General features: G+C 32.6%; 22 protein-coding genes. 18 read left to right on the top strand and 4 right to left on the bottom strand.

The window, feature by feature from the left end:
* Positions 1-7: 7 nt before the first annotated feature.
* The 9 genes from EB819_RS08880 (at position 8) to EB819_RS08840 (ending at position 10,656) form a co-directional block, all read left to right on the top strand.
* Positions 8-1,636, top strand: coding sequence for an ArnT family glycosyltransferase (locus EB819_RS08880; protein ID WP_069798607.1), 1,629 nt, complete (start codon positions 8-10; stop codon positions 1,634-1,636).
* Positions 1,637-1,750: 114 nt separating this feature from the next.
* Positions 1,751-2,170: a DUF2147 domain-containing protein gene (locus EB819_RS08875; RefSeq protein WP_069798609.1), complete on the top strand. Its 420-nt coding sequence runs from the start codon at positions 1,751-1,753 to the stop codon at positions 2,168-2,170.
* 110 nt (positions 2,171-2,280) lie between these two features.
* Positions 2,281-3,288, top strand: coding sequence for a pyruvate dehydrogenase complex E1 component subunit beta (locus EB819_RS08870; RefSeq protein ID WP_317126158.1), 1,008 nt, complete (start codon positions 2,281-2,283; stop codon positions 3,286-3,288).
* 132 nt (positions 3,289-3,420) lie between these two features.
* On the top strand, positions 3,421-5,421 hold the full coding sequence (locus EB819_RS08865) for a KUP/HAK/KT family potassium transporter (RefSeq protein ID WP_069798613.1): 2,001 nt from the start codon (positions 3,421-3,423) through the stop codon (positions 5,419-5,421).
* A gap of 105 nt (positions 5,422-5,526) precedes the next feature.
* The gene (locus tag EB819_RS08860; protein ID WP_069798615.1) at positions 5,527-6,000 is read left to right on the top strand and encodes a Fur family transcriptional regulator; all 474 of its coding nucleotides are present in this window, start codon (positions 5,527-5,529) and stop codon (positions 5,998-6,000) included.
* Positions 6,000-7,745, top strand: a complete 1,746-nt coding sequence (locus EB819_RS08855) for an OstA-like protein (protein WP_069798617.1) — start codon at positions 6,000-6,002, stop codon at positions 7,743-7,745. The genes EB819_RS08860 and EB819_RS08855 overlap by 1 nt, the downstream gene beginning before the upstream one ends.
* 316 nt (positions 7,746-8,061) lie before the next feature.
* On the top strand, positions 8,062-9,237 hold the full coding sequence (locus EB819_RS08850; protein WP_069798619.1) for an aspartate aminotransferase family protein: 1,176 nt from the start codon (positions 8,062-8,064) through the stop codon (positions 9,235-9,237).
* A gap of 137 nt (positions 9,238-9,374) precedes the next feature.
* Positions 9,375-9,761, top strand: coding sequence for an START-like domain-containing protein (locus EB819_RS08845; RefSeq protein WP_069798621.1), 387 nt, complete (start codon positions 9,375-9,377; stop codon positions 9,759-9,761).
* Positions 9,762-9,846: 85 nt separating this feature from the next.
* Positions 9,847-10,656 (top strand): aminotransferase class IV, encoded by an 810-nt coding sequence (locus tag EB819_RS08840; RefSeq protein WP_069798623.1) that lies wholly within the window; start codon positions 9,847-9,849, stop codon positions 10,654-10,656.
* A gap of 135 nt (positions 10,657-10,791) precedes the next feature.
* Here EB819_RS08840 and EB819_RS08835 read toward each other — a convergent pair whose 3' ends face one another.
* Positions 10,792-11,340: a YqgE/AlgH family protein gene (locus EB819_RS08835; protein WP_069798625.1), complete on the bottom strand. Its 549-nt coding sequence runs from the start codon at positions 11,338-11,340 to the stop codon at positions 10,792-10,794.
* A 25-nt stretch (positions 11,341-11,365) separates the two neighbouring features.
* Between EB819_RS08835 and pdxH the strand changes: the two genes are divergently transcribed.
* On the top strand, positions 11,366-12,010 hold the full coding sequence (gene pdxH / locus EB819_RS08830; protein ID WP_069798627.1) for a pyridoxamine 5'-phosphate oxidase: 645 nt from the start codon (positions 11,366-11,368) through the stop codon (positions 12,008-12,010).
* Between the two features lie 48 nt (positions 12,011-12,058).
* Here pdxH and EB819_RS08825 read toward each other — a convergent pair whose 3' ends face one another.
* Positions 12,059-12,349, bottom strand: a complete 291-nt coding sequence (locus tag EB819_RS08825; protein ID WP_069798629.1) for an HU family DNA-binding protein — start codon at positions 12,347-12,349, stop codon at positions 12,059-12,061.
* A 402-nt stretch (positions 12,350-12,751) separates the two neighbouring features.
* Between EB819_RS08825 and panD the strand changes: the two genes are divergently transcribed.
* From panD to EB819_RS08800, 5 genes are all read left to right on the top strand, one after another.
* A complete protein-coding gene (gene panD, locus EB819_RS08820; RefSeq protein WP_069798631.1) occupies positions 12,752-13,102 on the top strand; it encodes an aspartate 1-decarboxylase in 351 nt (116 codons plus the stop codon).
* 11 nt (positions 13,103-13,113) lie between these two features.
* Positions 13,114-14,145 carry a lysylphosphatidylglycerol synthase transmembrane domain-containing protein gene (locus tag EB819_RS08815; protein ID WP_069798634.1) on the top strand — a complete coding sequence of 344 codons (1,032 nt, stop codon included), beginning with the start codon at positions 13,114-13,116 and terminating at the stop codon, positions 14,143-14,145.
* A 193-nt stretch (positions 14,146-14,338) separates the two neighbouring features.
* On the top strand, positions 14,339-14,839 hold the full coding sequence (locus EB819_RS08810; RefSeq protein WP_069798636.1) for an FKBP-type peptidyl-prolyl cis-trans isomerase: 501 nt from the start codon (positions 14,339-14,341) through the stop codon (positions 14,837-14,839).
* A gap of 108 nt (positions 14,840-14,947) precedes the next feature.
* A protein-coding gene (locus EB819_RS08805; RefSeq protein WP_124878624.1) for an IS3 family transposase occupies positions 14,948-16,302 on the top strand; the annotation gives its coding sequence in 2 pieces (ribosomal slippage) (positions 14,948-15,422 and positions 15,422-16,302; 1,356 coding nt in all).
* A gap of 51 nt (positions 16,303-16,353) precedes the next feature.
* Positions 16,354-16,596, top strand: a complete 243-nt coding sequence (locus EB819_RS08800) for a VF530 family protein (RefSeq protein ID WP_069798850.1) — start codon at positions 16,354-16,356, stop codon at positions 16,594-16,596.
* On the opposite strand, the gene EB819_RS08795 is transcribed toward EB819_RS08800, so the two are convergent.
* Complete coding sequence (locus EB819_RS08795; protein WP_069798852.1) at positions 16,593-16,973, bottom strand: YchJ family protein; 381 nt, start codon at positions 16,971-16,973, stop codon at positions 16,593-16,595. The genes EB819_RS08800 and EB819_RS08795 overlap by 4 nt on opposite strands.
* Before the next feature lie 53 nt (positions 16,974-17,026).
* Positions 17,027-19,042, bottom strand: coding sequence for a M3 family metallopeptidase (locus tag EB819_RS08790; protein WP_069798854.1), 2,016 nt, complete (start codon positions 19,040-19,042; stop codon positions 17,027-17,029).
* A gap of 84 nt (positions 19,043-19,126) precedes the next feature.
* Here EB819_RS08790 and EB819_RS08785 point away from each other — a divergent pair, with 84 nt between their 5' ends.
* From EB819_RS08785 to EB819_RS08775, 3 genes are all read left to right on the top strand, one after another.
* A complete protein-coding gene (locus tag EB819_RS08785) occupies positions 19,127-19,645 on the top strand; it encodes an SRPBCC family protein (RefSeq protein ID WP_069798856.1) in 519 nt (172 codons plus the stop codon).
* Between the two features lie 100 nt (positions 19,646-19,745).
* Positions 19,746-20,195 (top strand): GreA/GreB family elongation factor, encoded by a 450-nt coding sequence (locus EB819_RS08780; RefSeq protein WP_245993127.1) that lies wholly within the window; start codon positions 19,746-19,748, stop codon positions 20,193-20,195.
* Positions 20,196-20,295: 100 nt separating this feature from the next.
* Entirely contained in the window at positions 20,296-20,805 is a 510-nt protein-coding gene (locus EB819_RS08775) for a nitroreductase family protein (protein WP_069798860.1), read from the top strand.
* Positions 20,806-20,896 lie beyond the last annotated feature (91 nt).

Genomic DNA, 20,896 nt, shown 5'->3' with positions numbered 1-20,896 from the left:
TTTTATAATGAATCCAAATCAATTACTTTCTAGAAATCAAATCTTTTTTCTTTTTGTAGGCTTTATTTTGGTGTACTTAGTTGGGCTATTTATTCCACTCATGGAAAATGATTCTGCTCAACATGCTACAATGGCGATGAGAATGGCCAATTCTGGCAATTTTCTAGAAATTTATAAAGGAGATAATCCTTATCTAGACAAACCGCACTTGCATTTTTGGCTCGCAGCTTTATCGATGAAATTTTTTGGAATTAGTCATATTGCATATAGAATTCCAGCGATTTTATGCTTGTTTTTAGCCGCTTTTTCTGTAAAAAAGATAGCTGATTTATTGTATAAAAATGAAAATCTAAGTTATACCGCTTCATTGATATTTTTAGCGTCTCAAACCATTATTCTTTCTGCACACGATGTAAGAACAGATGCTGTTTTGACGGGTTTTATTGCACTTTCTGTTTGGCAGTTTTTAGCTTTTATCAAAACACAAAAAATTAACAATGTAGTTTTAGCAGGATTGTTCACTGCATTGGCTTTTTCTTCAAAAGGTTTGATGGCGATTGTGATTATAGGATTTTCGGTATTTTCTTATTTGCTGTATTCAAGAGAATGGCTGAAATTTTTTAATCTGAAAATAATTTTTGCCGCGCTCAGTTTCGGAGTGGGGATTTTACCGATTTTGTACGCATATTATCATCAATTTGGAAACGAAGGTGTAGAATTTATTTTGTTTAATCAAAGTGTAAATCGTTTACAGGCCAAAGGTTTTGAGCAAAATAGTCCTGATTATTCTTTCTTTTTTCACACATTGCTTTGGGCATTTTTACCTTTTTCAATCGCATTTTACACGGGTGTTTTCGAAAGAACTAAAAATTTGATTAAAGTAAGGTTTCAAAAAGTAGAAGGTGTAGAATTTTTAACTTTAGGCGGATTCTGGTTGGTGATGTTGGTATTTAGTTTTTCTAAATTTAAGTTGCCTCATTATTTAAACGGATTAATTCCCATTCTTTCTGTTTTTACCGCTTCTTATATTTTTGAAATTTTCGAAAAAAATCAATGGAAAAAAGCCAGAGTTTTTTGGGTGATTCAGTTGGTGGTGATTTCGATAAGTTTAGTAGGCGTTTTAATGCTCACATATTATTTTACAGGAATTCATGAAGTGATTTTATTTGTGGTAGGCTTGTTTTTTGTGGGAACTTTACTGCTTTACATTTTCAAAAAAGAAAATATGGTGAGAAGATGGGTTTGGGTCTCTTTGCTTTTTGCTATAACCATTAATATTTTTCTCAATTCGCAGTTTTATCCTGTTTTGACGCAATATCAAGGTGGTTTAAAAATGGCTCAATATTTTGAAAAAAATCAACTTTCAACCCAAAATCTATTCATGCCGAAAGATTACGAAATCTGGTCTTTTGATTTTTATACTCAACAAAACACACCTAGAAAAGAGGTTTCTCTGTTGAAAAAAGGGGATAGAGTTCTGGTATACGAAAATGATTTACAAAATATTACTCAACCGTATGAAATTCTCCATCAGGAAAAGCATTTTAAAATCACTAAACTTTCCCTAAAATTTCTGAATCCTAAAACCAGAAATGAAAAGTTGAAAAAGCTTTATTTATTAGAGATATTAAACTAGTGTTTAATTTTCTGAATTTTGGCACCTGCTTTGTTATTAGTATGATAAGAATAACAATAAATTTGTTGTTTAATAAAAAATATTTACTTTTAGCAAAAATTTAAAATTAGAAACATGAAAAAATTAGCATTCGCATTTTTCTCTTTATTCTTCAGTGTTCTTTCATATGCTCAAATAGAAGGGAAATGGAAAACAATTGATGATGAAACAGGGAAGCCTAAATCTATCGTAGAAATTTTCAAAAAATCAGACGGTAAATATTATGGCAAAATTGTACAATTATTACAAAAACCAGAAAATAACAACTGTGTAAAATGTACAGATGATAGAAAAAATAAGTCATTAGTTGGTTTAGAAATCATCAGAGGTTTAAAGAAAGATGGTTCAGAATTTACTGATGGAACCATTACAGATCCTAAAAAAGGAAAAACGTACAACTGTACAGTGACCAGAAGTGGTGATAAACTGAATGTAAGAGGTTACGTAGGAATCTCATTAATCGGTAGAAACCAAACTTGGCATAGAGTAGATTAATCTATTTTAGAGATAAAAACAAACGAGACACGTCCTAAAAGATGTGTCTTTTTTATTTGTTGACTAAAGTAATAATTGATACATAATAGTTTGATAAAAATTCCTTAAATTTGCAACTCAACAAATTAATCAAAATGAAAGAAGTACAATTTCGTGAGGCTATCTGTGAAGCAATGAGCGAAGAAATGCGTAAAGACGAATCGATATATCTCATTGGCGAAGAAGTAGCAGAATATAACGGAGCTTACAAAGCTTCAAAAGGAATGTTAGCAGAATTTGGTCCAAAAAGAGTAATAGATGCACCCATTGCAGAATTAGGTTTTGCTGGGATTTCTGTAGGAGCTGCAATGAACGGAAATAGACCTATAGTAGAGTTTATGACTTTTAACTTCTCTATGGTGGCTATTGACCAAATTATTTCTAATGCAGCGAAAATGTATCAAATGAGTGGTGGACAGTGGAATGTGCCAATCGTTTTTAGAGGGCCTACTGGTTCTGCAGGTCAGTTAGGAGCTACACACTCTCAAGCTTTTGAAAGTTGGTATGCAAACTGCCCAGGTCTTAAAGTAATTGTTCCTTCTAATCCATATGATGCAAAAGGATTACTGAAATCTGCAATTAGAGATAATGATCCTGTGATTTTCATGGAATCTGAACAGATGTACGGAGATAAAATGGAAATTCCAGAAGAAGAATACTATATCCCAATTGGTAAAGCTGATATCAAAAAAGAAGGTAAAGATGTGACTTTGGTTTCTTTTGGTAAAATCTTAAAATTAGCCATGCAAGCAGCAGCTGATTTAGAACAAGAAGGAATTTCTGTAGAAGTAATAGACTTAAGAACAATTCGTCCTTTAGATTATGAGACAGTTCTTAATTCTGTACAAAAAACCAATAGATTAGTAGTTTTAGAAGAAGCATGGCCATTTGGTTCTGTAGCTTCAGAAATTACATACATGGTTCAGCAAAAAGCATTTGATTATTTAGATGCACCAATTAAGAGAATTACAACTCCAGATGCACCTGCTCCATATTCAGCAGCGTTATTTGCAGAGTGGTTCCCGAAATTAGAAAAAGTAAAACAAGAGATTAAAAACGTTTTATACGTAAAATCTTAAAACTTTAATCATATTTTAAAAAAGCGCAATCATTTTTGGTTGCGCTTTTTTAATTTCATGTAAAATTTTCTTAGGAAAAAGTATTTCCTCTAGAAATTAGATTAAATTTGCATTTATTTTTAAACTTGAAAAATGTCAGACGTTTTAGCTGGAGGTCATCATTTTGACACCAAAAAATTAACTTTCATAGGTGTTTTAGTTTCATTAGGAATTGTCTTCGGAGATATTGGTACCTCACCACTCTATGTAATGAGCGCCATTATTAAATCTGGAAAAGAAGCCAAAATGATTTCTGAAGAATATATAGAAGGAGCACTTTCTTGTATTATTTGGACACTAACATTGCAAACTACCATTAAATATGTTCTTATTTCTCTAAGAGCAGATAATAAAGGTGAAGGTGGGATTCTAGCCCTATTTTCTTTGGTAAAAAGAATGAAAACGAAATGGTTGTATCTCGTTGCAATTGTAGGAGCGTCTGCATTAATTGCAGATGGAGTAATCACGCCTTCTCTTACGGTAATGGCTTCTATAGAAGGTCTTAAACAAATCAAAGGATTAGATTTAGGAATCAATTCTATTCTAGCAATGACGTCTGTAATTCTGGTCATTATTTTCGTTGTTCAGCAATTTGGAACCAGTTTTATTGGAAAGTTTTTCGGACCAGTAATGGTGATTTGGTTCTTGTTTTTAGGAGGATTTGGTGTAGTAAATTTATTAGAGCATCCAGAAATTCTAAAGTCTTTTAATCCTTATTACGCCTATAAATTAATTGTAACCTCACCGAGCGCGATTTTAATTTTAGGGGCGGTTTTTCTTTGTACTACAGGAGCAGAAGCTTTGTATTCAGATTTAGGACACTGCGGTTATAAAAATATCAGAGTAAGTTGGGTTTTTGTAAAAATCATGTTGATTTTAAACTATTTAGGTCAAGGTGCGTGGTTACTAAATAACTACGGAATGGTTTTCACAGGAACAAATCCTTTCTTCGGAATGTTACCACATTATTTAATTATTCCAGCAGTAATTTTAGCAACTGCAGCGGCAATTATTGCTTCTCAAGCATTGATTACAGGTTCGTTTACTATTTTTTCAGAAGCAATGTCTCTTAATTTTTGGCCATTCCAGCAGATTCAATATCCTTCTGGTTTAAAAGGTCAAATGTATATTCCAAGAATCAATTGGGGTTTACTTATTTTCTGTCTTATTGTAGTATTCTATTTCAAAGAATCTGTACATATGGAAGCAGCTTATGGTTTATCTATTACGGTTACCATGATGATGACTACCATTTTATTGATTGCATGGTTATGGAGAAATAGAGTGAATAAAATTTTTATAGCAATTTTTGCCTTGGTTTATTTGTCTATAGAAATAGGATTTTTCAGTGCTAATATCATTAAATTCTTCGAAGGTGGTTGGATTACCGTTTTCTTAGCAGGTTTCGTGGCAGTTTGTATGTATGCTTGGTATAATGGTAGAATGATTAAGCAGAATTTCATCAAGTTTGTAAAACTGAAAGATTATGTTTCTACCATCAAGGACATTAAACTAGATGAGTCTATTCCTAAATATGCGACCAATCTTGCTTTCTTAAGCCGTGCGAAAAGAGATGATGAGGTAGAATCTAAAATTATTTACTCCATCATGCGTTCTCAGCCAAAAAGAGCAGACCATTATTTTATTTTAAATATCATCAACCAAGAAGATCCTTTTACCTATAAATATTCTATTGATGAGGTAATGCCAGGAACGGTATATAAAATTAATTTCCTTTTAGGATTCAAAATTGATAGAAAAATCAATGATTATTTCAATCAAGTGTTGTTTGATATGATGAAAGAAGGCATTATTCCGGATAGAAGTAGTTACCCTTCTCTTAGAAATCATAATATTCCGCCAGATTTAAAATATGTGATTATTGACAATGTTTACATTAATGACTTCTTGTTGACGGTAAAACAAAAAATAACCTTGAATATCTATAATTTCGTGAAATATATCGGTAGTAGTGATTTCAAAGCGTATGGTTTGGCACCACATAATGTTTTGGTAGAATCTGTACCGCTTATCAATAACCCGATTAGAGAGAAAAAAATTGTTTTAGAAGAATTTAAACGTTACGATTCTTAATATAAAATGAAAACCTCAAGCAATTGAGGTTTTTAGATTTTGTCTCTCATTAAAATTTACCTTTTATTAGTTAAAAATTAATAAATTTGCTTTTCAATTAAAACAATGGAAGCTACTCAAAAAGAAAAAAATATAGGTGTAATAAAAGATGTTCTGAAGCAATATTTACAAGATAAAGCCTACAGAAACACTCCAGAAAGATATGCCATTTTAGAAGAAATTTATAATATGGATCATCACTTTAATGTAGATGATTTATATCTCATCATGATTAATAAAAAATATCATGTTTCTAAGGCAACCATCTATAATACTATAGAAATTTTTCTAGATGCAGGCTTGATTCGTAAACACCAGTTCGGCGAAAAGACACTTTCTTCCTCTTCTTATGAAAAATCTTATTTTGATAAGCAACATGACCATTTGGTGATTTACAAAGATGGCTCAGACAAAGAGATTGAAGAAATTATAGAATTTTGCGACCCTAGAATTCAGGGCATCAAACAATCTATCGAAGAAGCGTTTGGCGTGAAAATTGACAATCATTCATTATATTTTTACGGCCACAAAAAAAAATAATGAAAAAAATCCTTTTCGTACTCTTCATTTTTATTTATGCTTTAGGTTTTTCGCAGATTGATAAACTCAATTCCAAAGAACCTTTAGTAAAAGACCCTTATTTCAAAAAAGAAACCAATGTAGCGGTTCAGCCCGGTCAAAAAGTACGTTTCATTCACTCAGATTTATTCGAAAGAAAACAAGACATGTACGGAGGAAATCCTTTCTTCACAGGAAATGTACAATTCGAACACCAAGGTGCCATGTTGACGGCAGATCGAGTGATTTTTTACGAAAAAGAAAATTTCGCTAAAGCCATTGGAAACGTTTTGCTTGTTACTTCAGACGGAAACAGAATTACCTCAAATGAAATGGAGTATGACGGAAATACTCAACGAGGAATTGCCCGTGGAAAAGTGGTGCTTACTGATGCGAAACAAACCATTTCTACAGATGTTTTATATTATGATAGAGTAAAAAATACCGCTTATTTCAATTCTGGGGGAACCATTAATGATGGCAGAAATACTATGTGGACTCAGTCTGCTACTTATTTCATTGATTCTAAAACCAATGAATTTACCAATAATTACACTATTGATAATGCCCAATATAGAGTAGAAGGAAAAAATATAAAACATTATCAAAATACCAATATTGCAGAATTTTTCGGGCCTACAACCATTATCAATAAAGAAAAACCTTCTAATTACGTCTACACGGAAAACGGAAAGTATCTCATGAACGAAAAACAAGTGTATCTCAATAAAAATTCTAGAATTTATTACAATGGTAAAATTCTGAAAGGAGATAAAATGTTTTTTAATCAACTCACAGGTTTTGGTAAAGCAGAAGGAAATGTAAGATTAGATGACCCGAAAGAAAATCGTTACATCATAGGTGGTTATGGAGAAATCTACGAAAAAATAGATTCGGCAATGATTACCCAAAAACCTTATGCGGTGAAAATTATGAATCAAGATACAGCTTACATCGCTGCAGAAAGATTTTTAAGTTACCAAAAATTAGATTCTACCCAAAAGAAAAAAAGTTTCCTTCGTGGATATAAAAAAGTAAGATTGTTCATGACCAAAGCGCAAGGTAGAGCAGATTCTTTGAGTTTTAATGAAACGGATGGTATTCTTCACCTTAATGTGAAACCTCTTTTCTGGAGTGGAGAAAAACAAATTTCTGGAGACAAAATTGAAGCATATTTCAACACAACGGAACAAAATATAGACTCTCTAAAAGTCATTGGAAATGCATTTGCAATTTCTAAAGCAGATTCTCTCACGTTGAAAGATGAGTTCAACCAAGTGAAAGGGAATTTAATGACCATTTTTTATCAAAACAACGAAATTAAAATTGCCAAAGTAACAGGAAACGCTCAAGCCATTACTTATGCAGATTCTGAAGATGCAAAGACAAAACAGCTAGACAGAATTGGTATTGCGCTTTCTACTTGTGGACAAATTGAAGCACTTTTTGAAGAAAGAAAAATTCAGATTATTTCTTGTAACATTGGAGCTAATTCTGATATTTATCCGATGAGTATGATTGCTCCAGATAAACGAAAATTCACAGATTTTAATTGGAATACCAAAGACCGACCACGGAAATGGGAAGATATTTTCCTCGATACACCTAATTACGAAGAAGTGAAATACGAAACAGATGATACGCTGTACCAAAAAGCGGAAGAACTTCGTAAAAAAGAAGAAGCCAAGAAAAAACCAAAAACCATCAAAAGAGATAGAAAATTATAAATCAATAGAGTCGGACTTTAGTCCGACTTTTTATTTTTGAAATCAATTTTTACTTTAACCAAAAACTGTTAATTAAAATAAGAGGTCACAACTTAGTTACATATCGGCAAAACTTTAATCTCTCGCTGATTACGCAAATTTTGCAGATAAAAATTCAGCATCTATTCATCTGCTGAATCAGCTCAATCTGCGAGAGTAAAAAAACGGAAAAACCTTTAAATTTAGAATTTGGAAATATGAAATTATCTTGTGATTTCTGTAAAAAATTTTTCAAAAACTTCCATCTTTCAACTTTTATCTTCTTTATCTTTGCAAAATGAAACAAGAATTTTTCAAATATCAAGCACAAACTACACCTTATGCAGCAGGTTTCGAAGTAGAAAAAGCAGAAGGAAGTTATATTTATGGAAAAGATGGTAGAGCTTATTTAGATTTTGTAGCAGGAGTTTCTGCCAATACTTTGGGGCATTCTCATCCTAAAGTGGTGAATGCAATTAAAGAACAGGCAGATAAATATCTTCACGTAATGGTTTACGGAGAATATGCACAAGAAAAACCAGTGGAATTGTGTAAACTTCTTGCAGAAGCGACTCCAGAACCTTTGGAAGTTACCTATTTGGTAAATTCTGGTGCAGAAGCGATTGATGGAGCACTGAAATTAGCAAAAAGATATACAGGAAGAGAAGAAATTATTTCCATGAAAAATTCTTACCATGGCAATACGCATGGTGCTTTGTCGGTTTCGGGAAATGAGTTTCACAAGAGAGAATTTCGTCCTTTATTGCCAATGATTTCTTTCATTGAATTTAATAACGAAGAAGAATTTTCTAAAATTACCGAAAAAACAGCTTGTGTAATTGCAGAAACGATTCAAGGAGCAGCTGGTTTTTTGACACCTTCTCAAAATTATTTTAAAAATTTGAAAAAAAGATGTGAGGAAGTTGGAGCTTTATTAATTCTAGACGAAATTCAGCCGGGTTTTGGGAGAACAGGAAAATTATTTTCTTTTGAACATTATGATATGGTTCCAGATATTCTCGTGATGGGAAAAGGAATGGGAGGCGGAGTTCCAGTTGGGGCATTTATGAGCTCTGCAGAAATAATGAAATCTCTGCAGCATTCTCCTAAATTGGGACATATTACTACTTTTGGAGGAAATCCTTTGATTGCAGCTGCGAGTTATGCAACTTTAAAAGAAGTTTTAGAGAGTGGTTTAATGAATGAAGTAGAAGAAAAAGAAAAACTGTTCAGAGAATTGTTGGTTCACCCAAAAATTAAAAAAGTAAACGGAAGAGGTTTAATGCTCGCAGTAGAATTAGAATCTCCAGAATATACATTAGACGTAGCGAAGCGCTGTATGGAAAAAGAACTCATTGTTTTTTGGCAACTCTACCGAAATGAATTTATGAGGATTTCTCCACCGTTAACCATTAGCAAAGAAGAGATTAAAAAGGGCTGCGAAATTATTTTAGAAGCTTTAAATGAGAAATAAACAAAAAAAGGGGTTTTAAATTTTTAAAACTCTTTTTTTTATGTGAAAACTCATATAAAAATTATTGATTTTATCGAAAAATAGTTGCAGATATATAAAATTAATTTATATATTGCGACACCAAAAATGGTAAAAATATGACGAAACATAAGGTACAGTTTGAATATACAATGCATTGTCTTTCAGAGATTTTGTATGAATATATGGCAACTGCAGAAGGCCTTTCAGAATGGTTTGCAGATGAAGTAGTAGAAAGAGGTGATGACTTTTATTTCAGTTGGAATGGTGGTCCCGCAGAAAAAGCGACATTAATCAGATATAAACCTGAATCTTTTGTGCGTTTCCGTTGGGAAGAAGACGAAGGAACAAAATATTTCTTCGAAATGACTATTGTCATTGATGAAATTACCAATGATCTTTCTCTGAATATCACAGATTTCTGCGAAAAAGGAGATGAAGAGGAAACCAGATTATATTGGGATAATCTCATCGAAAATCTACAAATCAAACTAGGCGCGGCTTAATCTTTCAACCCAAGTAAAAAGATTGATAATTGAAATTTCAGTTATCATTTTTTTTGCAATTTTCATAACTAAAAATCATTACAACATGATTTATCTAAACGGACAAAAAACACAAGAAATAGTACTTCAGAATAATGCTTTTTTAAATGGTGATGCCGTAAAAGTTCATTTTTTTGTTAAGAATCATCAGTTGATTATGGCAGAAGAATGCTACTTTTTTTTGATGGCTTCTATGCGAAAAATGAGAATGAATATTCCGCTTTCTTTTACGCTTGAATTTTTCACAGAAACCTTTAATAAAGCCATTTCTGAAAATAATTTAGAACTGGGAGTGATTACTTTTATGGCGTTTAGAAACAGAGAAGATGTGCTTTCTTCTAGAACGCCAGTGCAATATTATTTTGAGTTGAATGCAGATGTAGATGTACTGTCTATTCATAAAAATATTGAAATAGATTTGCTTAAAGAAATTTCAGTAAATACCAATATTTTGAGCAATATCAGAACACATTCGCCAGAAAATATTTATGCAGAAATCTACGCTGCAGAAAATGATTTAGACGATGTAATTTTGCTCAATCCAGATAAAAGAGTAGCGAGAACCATCTCTGGAAATCTCTTGTTGCTGGAAGAAAATACGATTAAAATTCCGAAACAATCAGAAGGTGCTTATATTTCTCCGTTAATGGAAAATTTCGTGACTTTCCTTCATAAAAATGCTTTTGTGATGATAGAAGAAGCAGAATTAAGTGCTTTCGAAACACAAAAAGCAGAAGAAATTCTCGTAATTTCTGATGATAAAGGAGTTTTCTCGGTATCAAAAATTAGAAATAAAGAATTTGGCAACGAAAGATTCTCTGCAATGGTAGAATCTTGGAGCAATAGTTTCGCTTAAAATTGACGAACTCGGCAATCAACCTTTTTTGGAGTCAATTACCGAGTTCTTTTATTGAGAGTTTACATAAAAACTTAGTTTAAGCGATAATTATTTCTAAAAGAAATCCTAAATTTTTGTTAAAACTTTTTTCTGTTAATTCAAACTCACATCTTCTGGAGAATTGGCCCAAAGCAAATAATCTCCGCCTAGATTTTGCATGATTTTTTTCCAGAGGGTATGATCATTGGGTGAGGTGTAATCCAATTGAAAAAGATCTACTACCGTCCACATTTTATTTTGAACTTCTTGGTCTAATTGATAAGGACTCCATCCAGAATAACCTGTGAATATTTTGAGTTCTTCTTTGCTGATGTCTTGGTTCACCATAGCAGAAACGATTTCTTCTTGCTGTTCGGTGAGATAGAAATTTTCATCTATTGGCAAATATTCAGAAGTGATAGGTTTCCCTTTAACCAAAAAAAATACTCGGTCATTTTCTACGGGCCCACCTTCATAAACGTCAATTTCATGTCCTAATAAATGCTTCATATTTTCGCTCAAGAAGTAATTTTTTTTATTTAAAATAAATCCAAAAGCACCATGAGCATCATGCTCTATAATTAAAACTACGGAGCGAGAAAATATGTCACCCGAAATATCAGGTGTAGAAATTAAAATTTTACCTTTGTAAGAATTATTCATTACTCAAATTTAAAAAAAATTTTTGATGGAAAATCTTCATGATAAAAGAAAAGTATACGATAAGTCACAATTATTAGAAAGTGAAATTAAAGAAAATCCTATCGAAATGTTTAGAGATTGGTTTCTAGATGCAGAAGAAAGTCCTTCTGTTTCTGAAGCGAATGCGATGGCGATTTCTACGGTAGATGAGGATGGTTGCCCTAGAACCAGAATGGTTTTACTAAAGGCTTATACTTGGGAAGGTTTTATTTTTTACACCAATTATGATAGCAAAAAAGGAAAGGCTCTTCAAAAAAATAATAAGGCTTGTCTTCACTTTTTTTGGCCAGGTTTAGAAAGGCAGATTATCATAAAAGCGGATTTGGAAAAAGTGGCCGAGAATTTAAGTGATGGCTATTTCGGTTCAAGACCAAGAGGAAGTCAGTTAGGTGCAGTAGTTTCTCCACAGAGCTCTGTAATTCCTAATCGTGAATATTTAGAAGATAAATTGGCAGCATTAGAAAAAGAATACGAAGGAAAAGAAATTCCAAGACCTAAAAACTGGGGAGGATTCATCGCAAAACCTTATCAGATAGAGTTTTGGCAAGGAAGACCTAACCGTTTGCATGATAGAATTATCTATGAGCTTGATGAAAATTTCGATTGGAAAATCTCAAGATTAGCTCCATAAGAAAAGCCTCACCGAAAGGTGAGGCTTAATTCTTTTGAATAATTTGAATTATTTCTTTTTAGCGCCAGAAACAGCAGCAGCTAAATCAGCACCAGCTTTGAATTTTGCAACTTTTTTAGCAGCAATTTTGATTGGTTTTTTAGTTGCAGGGTTAATACCTTGTCTTGCAGCTCTTTCAGCTACTGAGAAAGTACCAAAACCAACTAAAGCAACTTTACCATCTTTTTTCTTAAGAGTAGCAGTTACGTTAGCAACGAAAGACTCAAGAGCAGCTTTAGCAGCAACTTTAGTAATACCGGCATCTTTTGCCATTGCGTCGATTAATTCAGACTTGTTCATAGTTATAAATATTAATTGTTAATTTGTTACGTAAGACAAATATATAACAATTTTCATATTGTGCAAATTTTTTTCACAATATTAATAATAATTATAGTTTTTTCTATAAATTAACGAGAAAATGATAATTGTTATCTATTACACAGAATAGGCTTTTCCGAGCATTGAAATTCTTTTTATATGCTTTGAATAGAGTGTTTTTTAAATAAGCGTTTAATGAATTTCTAAATTATGAATTTGTTAATTTTATATTTTTTTTACTCTTTTTTGTAATTAAATATAATGTTTAACTTGTTTATCTGCTAAAATGTCTTTTTTTAAAGGGAATTTGGCGAAATATTATATTTGTTTAAATCTCAGATAATTCTTTACTAATCAATTAATTTATTTTAAATTTGTGCCATGTTAATAGAAGTTTTTAAATCAAAAATTCATCGTGTTACGGTTACTGCTTCTGACCTTAATTACATCGGCAGTATTACAGTAGACGAAGACCTTATTGATGCCGCAGGTTTAGTGGTAGGAGAGAGAGTTTACATCGTAAATGTAAATAATGGCGAACGTTTTGATACTTATGTTATAAAAGGTAAAAGAAAATCTGGTGAAATTTGTCTCAACGGACCAGCCGCTAGAAAAGTGCAAAAAGGAGATGTAATCATCATTATTTCTTACGCGCAAATGTCTGTAGAGGAAGCACAAAACTTCCAGCCAAAAATTATTTTCCCAGACGAAAAAACCAATCTTCTTACTTAATCGCTATTCTTTTGGAAAATCAAAAAAAATCATCGTCTCTTAAAACAGTTTCTACGATACTGGTATCTATTGCTTTTGCAGCCCTTTTTATGTGGTTCGCATTAAAAGGATTAGATTTTACAAATATCAAAGCCTCTTTAGCTAAAGCCAATTATCTTTGGGTTTTTGCCGCTATGATTTTCGGGTTATTAGCCTATTGGTTCAGAGCGGTTCGTTGGAATTTACTTTTAGAACCTATGGGTTACCAAATTTCTAATTCTAATTCATTGTGGACGATTTCTTTCGGGTATCTCATGAATCTTACCATTCCTAGAAGTGGTGAATTAGCGCGTTCTACTGCTTTATATGGCGTAGAAAAAGTACCGGTAGATAAATCTTTCGGAACCATCATTTTAGAAAGAGTAGTAGATTTATTCTGTATGTTAGGATTTTTGGTTCTTACAGTGGTTTTTAAAGAAGACGCTATTGTTACTTTTTACCAAAAATCAGGGATTAAAGTAAATCCTACCTATATCATTGGTGGAATCGCAGTTTTGGTTATAGGAACTTTCATTTTTTTTAAATTCAAAGACAAGTTTACCCATCTTCCTCTCATTGGAAAAGTGATTGAATTTGTAGAAGGGATTTTTCATGGATTAACTACCATTTTCAAACTCAAGCAAAAAGGTAAATTTATTATATTATCTATCGCGATTTGGGTTGCTTATTATTTGGCAGCGTATTTAGTGTGTTTTGCATTGCCAGAAACTTCAGGTTTTACATTTGCAGACGGATTTTTCTTAATTGTAGTAGGAACATTAGGAATGATGGTTCCCGCTTCTGGAGGAATTGGAGCATTTCACCTTGCCATGAAACTAGGTATTTCTGCCCTATTTCTTTCTATGGGAAAAGATGCTAAATTGGGAGGTGAAGTAGGATTAAGCTATGCTTTTATTTCTCATACCATGCAATTGGTGATTATGCTTGTGATGGGACTTATTTCTATTCCTATGCTTGCAAAAGCAAGAAATGAAGCGGTGAAATCAAAAGAAATATCACATTAATTGATAGAAAAGAACTTTTTTTGTCGAATTCTAAAGAATTAATTTTTTTGAAAGATTTATTGGTTCAATTTAGATAAGAGTTTAAAAAAAAAAAACAGGTCAATTTGGCAGTTAAAAGTTTTGTTTTCTCCAAAGGCAAGAAAATTGACACCAATAGAATAAAAAGAGAGCATTCTCTAAAAAATAAAATATTATGACAATAGACAACCAACAAGTAGTTGCACTCAACTACGTTCTTCACACAGATGGAGAGAATAACGAAAAAGTTCTTGTAGAAAAATCAGATGCGGGAAATCCGCTTACTTTTTTATATGGAGTAGGAATGATGATTCCAAAATTTGAAGAAAGCATCAAAGGATTAACATCTGGCGATAAAGCTTCTTTCACAATTTTACCAGCAGAAGGTTACGGCGAAAGAAATCCTCAAGCAGTAGCACAATTGCCTTTAGAAATGTTCAATGAATCAGGAATGCCACCAGTAGGTGCAATTCTTCCACTTTCAGACAATCAAGGAAATAATTTCCAAGCAGTAGTGGTAGAAGTTACTCCAGAAGTGGTAGTAGCAGACCTTAATCACCCAATGGCTGGAAAAACTTTATATTTCGATGTAGAAATCGTAGATCATAGAGAAGCTACTGAAGAAGAACTAGCGCATGGACATGCACACGGAATTGATGGTAACTCTGGTCACTAATTTCTAATCTATTTTTGAAATTATACTTTAAAATAAATTTTTAAAATAAAAAATCCCGAAATTTTGGACTGCCCCCAAAAAGTTAGACACTTTTTAGGGGTATTTTTTATGGGAAAAAGTAAATATTCATTAGACTTTAAATTAAAAGCTATAAAGAGATATCACAAAGGGGATATTGGAACAGACGATTTAGGAAAACGCATTGGAGTTTGTGGTTCATTGGTTCGTAAATGGATAAAATTTTATGAACTTTATGGAGTTTCAGGACTTGTTCGGCTTTCCAATACGCATTACACAAAAGATTTTAAATTAAAGATTTTATCAGTAATTGAGAAAGAGAATTTAAGTTTAAAAGAAGCGTCGAGAAGGTTTAATATTCCTGCGGAGTCCAGTATTCTTAGTTGGCAGCGTAATTACAAAAAAAATGGTATTTTAGGTTTAGAAAACAGACCCAAAGGAAGACCTAAAACCATGAGTAATTACAAGCGAAAAAAAAAGAAAACAGGCAAGCCCTTAACAAGGGAGGAAGAACTGTTGGAGAGGATTTATTATTTAGAAGCCCAGAACGCCATTTTAAAAAAGTTAGACGCCTTAATTCAGGAAAGGAAAAATCCAAAGCCATCGAAGAGTTAAGGCAGGACTTTGATTTAGCAGTACTACTGCATTGTACATCGATGGCAAGAAGCAGTTTTTATTACTATCAAAAACGCTTTCAAATGAAAGATAAATATGCGGAAATAAAAGAAATGATTAAGCAGATTTATCATCGTCACAAAGGAAGGTTGGGCTATAGAAGAATTACTTTGCTTTTGAAAGAAAAAGGAATTTTGATTAATCACAAAACTGTTTTACGACTTATGAAAATATTAGGTTTAAAGAGTATTATCCGAGTGAAGAAATATAAATCTTACAAGGGAGAGCAAGGGAAAATTGCGCCCAATGTTCTACAGAGGAATTTCAAATCGGACGCTCCTAATCAGAAATGGGCAACCGATGTTACAGAGTTTAATGTATCGGGTAATAAACTTTACCTATCTCCAATCATCGATTTATTTAATGGTGAAATTGTCAGTTTTGACTTATCTGAAAGACCTGTGTTTAGCCAAATCATCAGAATGCTAAAGAAATCATTCAGAAAAGTAAAATCTACACAGAACATCATTCTACATTCTGATCAAGGTTGGCAATATCAAATGAAACATTACCAAAACTTGTTAAAAGAAAAAGGTATTATTCAAAGTATGTCCCGAAAAGGAAACTGTTTGGACAATGCGGTGATAGAAAACTTTTTTGGAACGATAAAATCAGAAATGTTTTATACCAGAAAGTTTGGTTCCATTCAGGAACTTAAGATCGAAATAGTGAAGTACATTCACTATTACAACAATGATAGAATAAGACTCAATCTCAAAGGAAAGAGTCCGGTACAGTACCGAACTCTTTCCTTTGAGAATATTGTTTAATTTTGTCTAAACTTTTGGGTGCAGTCTATTTTCGGGATTTTATTTTATAACATGGAACAGAATTCTAAAGATCCTTTACATGGGAAAAGATTAGATGCCATTCTGGAAGAATTGGTAGACTATTATCATGGTTTCGAAGAACTAGGAAAACAAATAAACATCCGTTGTTTCAACGAAAATCCAAGCATCAATTCTTCGCTTAAATTCTTACGAAAAACAGATTGGGCAAGGAAAAAAGTAGAAAGCCTTTATCTCTATGTTTTAAGACAAAAGAAGAAAAAAGGTTTACTTTAATCTAAAAATTTTCCCGAAACATAATACCATTTTTTATCTACCTTTTTAAAAGTGGATAACTCATGATGAATGTTTTCTTTCCCGAATTTATCTGTGAAATAGGCTTTAAATTCTACTTCTTTTTCGCTGGAATTGATGATTTCCAGTTTTGTCCAAGTGTTTTCTTTTCCCCAAGCTTCCAATTCACTTTTGTCATGGAATTTTCTTTTGCTGGGCAATGTGGTTTGCCATAAATATTCACCATTCGGAATGGCAAATGCAGCATAACGAGAACGCATCAGTTCTTCCGCAGTTTTTGGAAATTCCTTTTTAGAATGAAACGGTTCGCAACATTCTTCGTATAATTTTCCTGAACAACAAGGGCAAAGATTTTTCAAATTTTAGATTTTAGATTGGTTGTCATTTTCAATTTTCAACTTTCCATTTTCCATTAACCAAAAGCTCTCTTCAACAAACTTTCTACTTTCGGCTCACTTCCTCTGAAATTTTTATACAATTCCATTGGGTCTTTTGTTCCGCCACTAGAAAGTAAAACTTTGTATTTTGCTGCAATTTCAGGATTGAAAATTCCATTTTCTTTGAAATATTGAAAAGCATCTGCATCTAAAACTTCTGCCCATTTGTAAGAATAATATCCAGCCGAATATCCTCCTTGGAAAATATGTGAAAAACTTGTGCTAACAGCTGTTTCTGATAGAGTAGGATAAACTTGAGTCGCTTTGATGGTTTCGGTTTCAAAGGTTTTTACATCTTCTACTTTTACGTTTTCGGCGTGATAAGACATGTCCAAAATTCCGAAACTGAGTTGTCTCAAGGTTTGATAGCCTTCCATAAAGTTTTTAGAATCTTCTATTTTCTGAATTTTTTCATCTGGTAAAACTTCACCCGTTTGATAATGTTTTGCAAATGTTTTTAAGAATTCTGGTTCGTAACAGTAATTTTCTAAAAATTGAGAAGGCAATTCTACGAAATCCCATTTTACAGAAGTTCCAGAAAGATTTGGATACTGAGTGTTTGCCAAAACACCATGTAAAGCATGCCCAAATTCATGAAAAAGTGTGGTTACTTCATTGAAGGTCAATAAACTTGGTGTTTCTGAGGTAGGTTTGGTAAAATTACAAACTACAGAAATATGCGGTCTGTGGTTTTCACCATTTTTGATGTATTGATTTTTAAAACTCGTCATCCATGCTCCCGCTCTTTTTCCCTTTCTTGGATGATAATCGGCATAAAGCAACGCTTTAAAATTTTCACCTTCATAGATTTCGTACGTTTTTACATCAGCGTGATATTTTTGAATATCAGCAGTTTCTACAAATTCTAACCCGAAAAGTTTTCCAGCTAACCCGAAAACTGCTTCTTGTACTTTGTCTAACTGGAAATAAGGTTTCAATTCTTCATCATTGAAATCAAATTTTTGTTTTCTGAGTTTTTCGGCATAATAAGCGTGGTCATAACTTTGCATTTCTGTAATTCCATTAGCTTTTGCTAAAACGGAAAGCTCTTCCACATCTTTTTGAGCAAAAGGTTTTGCTTTAGTCAATAATTCGTTCAAAAATTCTAACACTTTCTGCGGAGATTTTGCCATTCTTTCTTCTAAAACATAATCTGCAAAAGATTTGTAGCCTAACAATTGCGCTTTTTCTTGACGAAGTTGTACCAATTCTTTGATGAGATTTTGGTTGTCAAATTCACCGCCGTCAAAAGATTTTTTTCCGTTTGCAATTGCCAATTCCTTTCTCAACTCACGATTTTCCGCATAAGTAAGAACGGGTAATAAACTCGGGAATTGTAGCGTAATCACATAACCTTCTAGATTTCTTTCTTTTGCTTCTTCTTCATACTGCGCAAGAATAGCCTCTGGAATTCCAGCCAAATCATCTTTGTTGGTCAAGTGTTTATAATATTGATTGGTCGCTGCCAAAACGTTTTGTCCGAATTGCAAAGATTTTTTAGAAAGCTCAATATTAATATTTTTGAGTTGTTCTTTTTTCTCGTCATTCAGCAATGCACCGTTTCTTACAAAACCTTTGTAGGTTTCTTCTAGAAGCATTTTTTGCTCTTCGTTAAGCGAATAATGGTCTTTTTCGTCGTAAACTTTTTTAATTCTTGAAAAAAGTTGTTCATTTTGCGAAATTTTAGAAGCAAATTCAGTCAATAAAGGCGAAACTTCTTGTGCGATTTGTTGAATTTCGTCATTGGTTTCGGCAGAATTTAGATTAAAGAAAATATTAGAAACCACATCTAATTGTTCGCCTGAATAAGCCAATGCTTCGATGGTGTTTTCGAAAGTAGGCGTTTCAGGATTTTGAGTGATTTCTTGTATTTCTTGCAAAGATTGGTCTATCAGTTCTTTGAATGCAGGTAAGTAATGTTCTTCTTTTATTTCTGCAAATGGAGCTGAATTATATTTAGTATTGAAGGATTGTAAAAGTGGATTTGTCATTGTCTGTTAAAATTTTGGACTGTAAATTTAGTTAAATTAAAAATATTTATCTTTAAGGAATCACAAAATAAACATTATAACACTTTGAAAAAGTTTTTAAAAATCCTTTTGGTAGTTCTAGCCGTTTTGGTAATTGCCATGTTTGTCATTGGTGAAAAATACCATTATGAAAAATCGATTGTCATTAATGCTCCGGCAGAAAAAGTGTATTCACATCTCAATTCTATGAAAGCATTTAATGAATGGAATCCTTGGATGAAATTAGACCCGCAGTTGCAATCTACCTATTCTGGAGTTTCTGGTCAGATTGGTGATCAACATTGCTGGAAAAGTGATAAAAAAGATGTAGGAAATGGTTGCCAAGAAATCACAGCACTTATTCCAAATCAGAAACAAAGCACTAAGATGGCTTTTGAAGGTCAAGGTGAAGCCACTTCTGATATTGTATTGACACAAGAAGGAAATGCTACAAAAGTGGTTTGGACGCTAGATGCAGAAAAGGAATATCCTTCTAATCTTATGAAGCCAATGATGGATTACTGGATGGGTAAATCGTATGAAGAAGGGCTCCAAAATTTGAAAAAACTTTCAGAAAAACCTTAATGTAAAAATTTTAGAAATATTAAAAACGGGAAATTTCCCGTTTTTTTATTTTTCGGTATTTCAAAAGAGAATTTTATCTTCGCTGAATATTTTAATGAAGATGTTGGTCAAAGATTATGATAAAACTGCACTGAGGAATTTTGTGAAAGACACGATTTTTGGGAAGATAAAAACGCTGGAGTTTTATCTCAACTTTACTTTGGAAGCAACGAGAGAAGTAAAGAAAACGTCTAAATATGATTCGATAAGAGAAGAAATGCAAGAAGAAATTTATCACTTAGATAAACAAATGTTTGCGCTCAAAACCATGCAAAAGAAGATGAATCAGGTGCTTCATCATTCTTCGGATAGAGTAAAACTCGGTTCGCTGGTCATTACCAATAAAGCCAGATTTTATCTTTCGGTTTCTCTGGGCGAGTTTTTTTATGAAGGCGATCGGTTTTATGCGATTTCCGAAGAAAGTCCGATGGCGAAAATCATGCTCGGTAAAACCGAAGGCGAAGAATTTGTTCTCAATAGAATTCACCAAAAAATTGAAAAAATTATTTAATTAATTTTGTCAAATATCAATAAGAGCGGACTTTAGTCCGCTTAGTAATAATCAATCATTCCATTTGGCTTTAGCCAAAACTTAATAGCTTTAAAAAAAAATGAACAATTCAGAAATTTTAAAACAAATCATAGAAAGCAGAAAAAGTACGTATCCCAAAGATTATACTGGCGAAGAAATTTCTCAGGAAATCTTAGATGAAATCTTAAGTTCTGCACAGTTTGCGCCCAATCATAAGAAAACAAAACCTTGGAGATTCCGTATTTTTAGAGGAGAAGAAAAGCAGCAACTGGCAAAAGAAATTCAGAAAATTTATAAAGAAACGACGCCAGAACACTTGTTTTTAGAGAAAAAATATCTTGATTTTGCTGAAAAAATTGCCAAAACAGATACAGTTGTTACCATTTCTGTAAATTTCAGTGGTCTGCTTCCAGAATGGGAAGAAATTGCAGCCACTTCGATGGCGGTTCAGAATATGTATTTAACCTGTACGGCAAATCAAATAGGTTGTTATTGGAGTTCTCACACAGTAATAAATCATCTCGGAGAGTTTCTGAATTTAGAAGAAAATCAACGTTGTCTTGGATTTTTTTATTTAGGGAAAATTTAAGTTCCACCTTCCAATAACAAACGCTGGGCAAATTTTTTTTTAAAACAAAATATTTTACTATCTTTGCACACTTAAAAATATTAACAGGGAC

The organism is Cloacibacterium normanense (assembly GCF_003860565.1).
Taxonomy (GTDB): domain Bacteria; phylum Bacteroidota; class Bacteroidia; order Flavobacteriales; family Weeksellaceae; genus Cloacibacterium; species Cloacibacterium normanense.
The sequence above is the reverse complement of the archived record's forward strand: the minus strand, read 5'-3'. Positions and strand labels throughout refer to the sequence as shown.

Coding starts and splice junctions, on each gene's coding strand:
- EB819_RS08850 (WP_069798619.1), top strand. CDS start 8,062: ATGAAACAAGAATTTTTCAAATATCAAGCACAAACTACACCTTATGCA.
- EB819_RS08860 (WP_069798615.1), top strand. CDS start 5,527: ATGGAAGCTACTCAAAAAGAAAAAAATATAGGTGTAATAAAAGATGTT.
- EB819_RS08880 (WP_069798607.1), top strand. CDS start 8: ATGAATCCAAATCAATTACTTTCTAGAAATCAAATCTTTTTTCTTTTT.
- EB819_RS08855 (WP_069798617.1), top strand. CDS start 6,000: ATGAAAAAAATCCTTTTCGTACTCTTCATTTTTATTTATGCTTTAGGT.
- EB819_RS08810 (WP_069798636.1), top strand. CDS start 14,339: ATGACAATAGACAACCAACAAGTAGTTGCACTCAACTACGTTCTTCAC.
- EB819_RS08800 (WP_069798850.1), top strand. CDS start 16,354: ATGGAACAGAATTCTAAAGATCCTTTACATGGGAAAAGATTAGATGCC.
- EB819_RS08865 (WP_069798613.1), top strand. CDS start 3,421: ATGTCAGACGTTTTAGCTGGAGGTCATCATTTTGACACCAAAAAATTA.
- EB819_RS08790 (WP_069798854.1), bottom strand. CDS start 19,042: ATGACAAATCCACTTTTACAATCCTTCAATACTAAATATAATTCAGCT.
- EB819_RS08780 (WP_245993127.1), top strand. CDS start 19,746: ATGTTGGTCAAAGATTATGATAAAACTGCACTGAGGAATTTTGTGAAA.
- EB819_RS08835 (WP_069798625.1), bottom strand. CDS start 11,340: ATGAATAATTCTTACAAAGGTAAAATTTTAATTTCTACACCTGATATT.
- EB819_RS08845 (WP_069798621.1), top strand. CDS start 9,375: ATGACGAAACATAAGGTACAGTTTGAATATACAATGCATTGTCTTTCA.
- pdxH (WP_069798627.1), top strand. CDS start 11,366: ATGGAAAATCTTCATGATAAAAGAAAAGTATACGATAAGTCACAATTA.
- EB819_RS08875 (WP_069798609.1), top strand. CDS start 1,751: ATGAAAAAATTAGCATTCGCATTTTTCTCTTTATTCTTCAGTGTTCTT.
- panD (WP_069798631.1), top strand. CDS start 12,752: ATGTTAATAGAAGTTTTTAAATCAAAAATTCATCGTGTTACGGTTACT.
- EB819_RS08775 (WP_069798860.1), top strand. CDS start 20,296: ATGAACAATTCAGAAATTTTAAAACAAATCATAGAAAGCAGAAAAAGT.
- EB819_RS08825 (WP_069798629.1), bottom strand. CDS start 12,349: ATGAACAAGTCTGAATTAATCGACGCAATGGCAAAAGATGCCGGTATT.
- EB819_RS08840 (WP_069798623.1), top strand. CDS start 9,847: ATGATTTATCTAAACGGACAAAAAACACAAGAAATAGTACTTCAGAAT.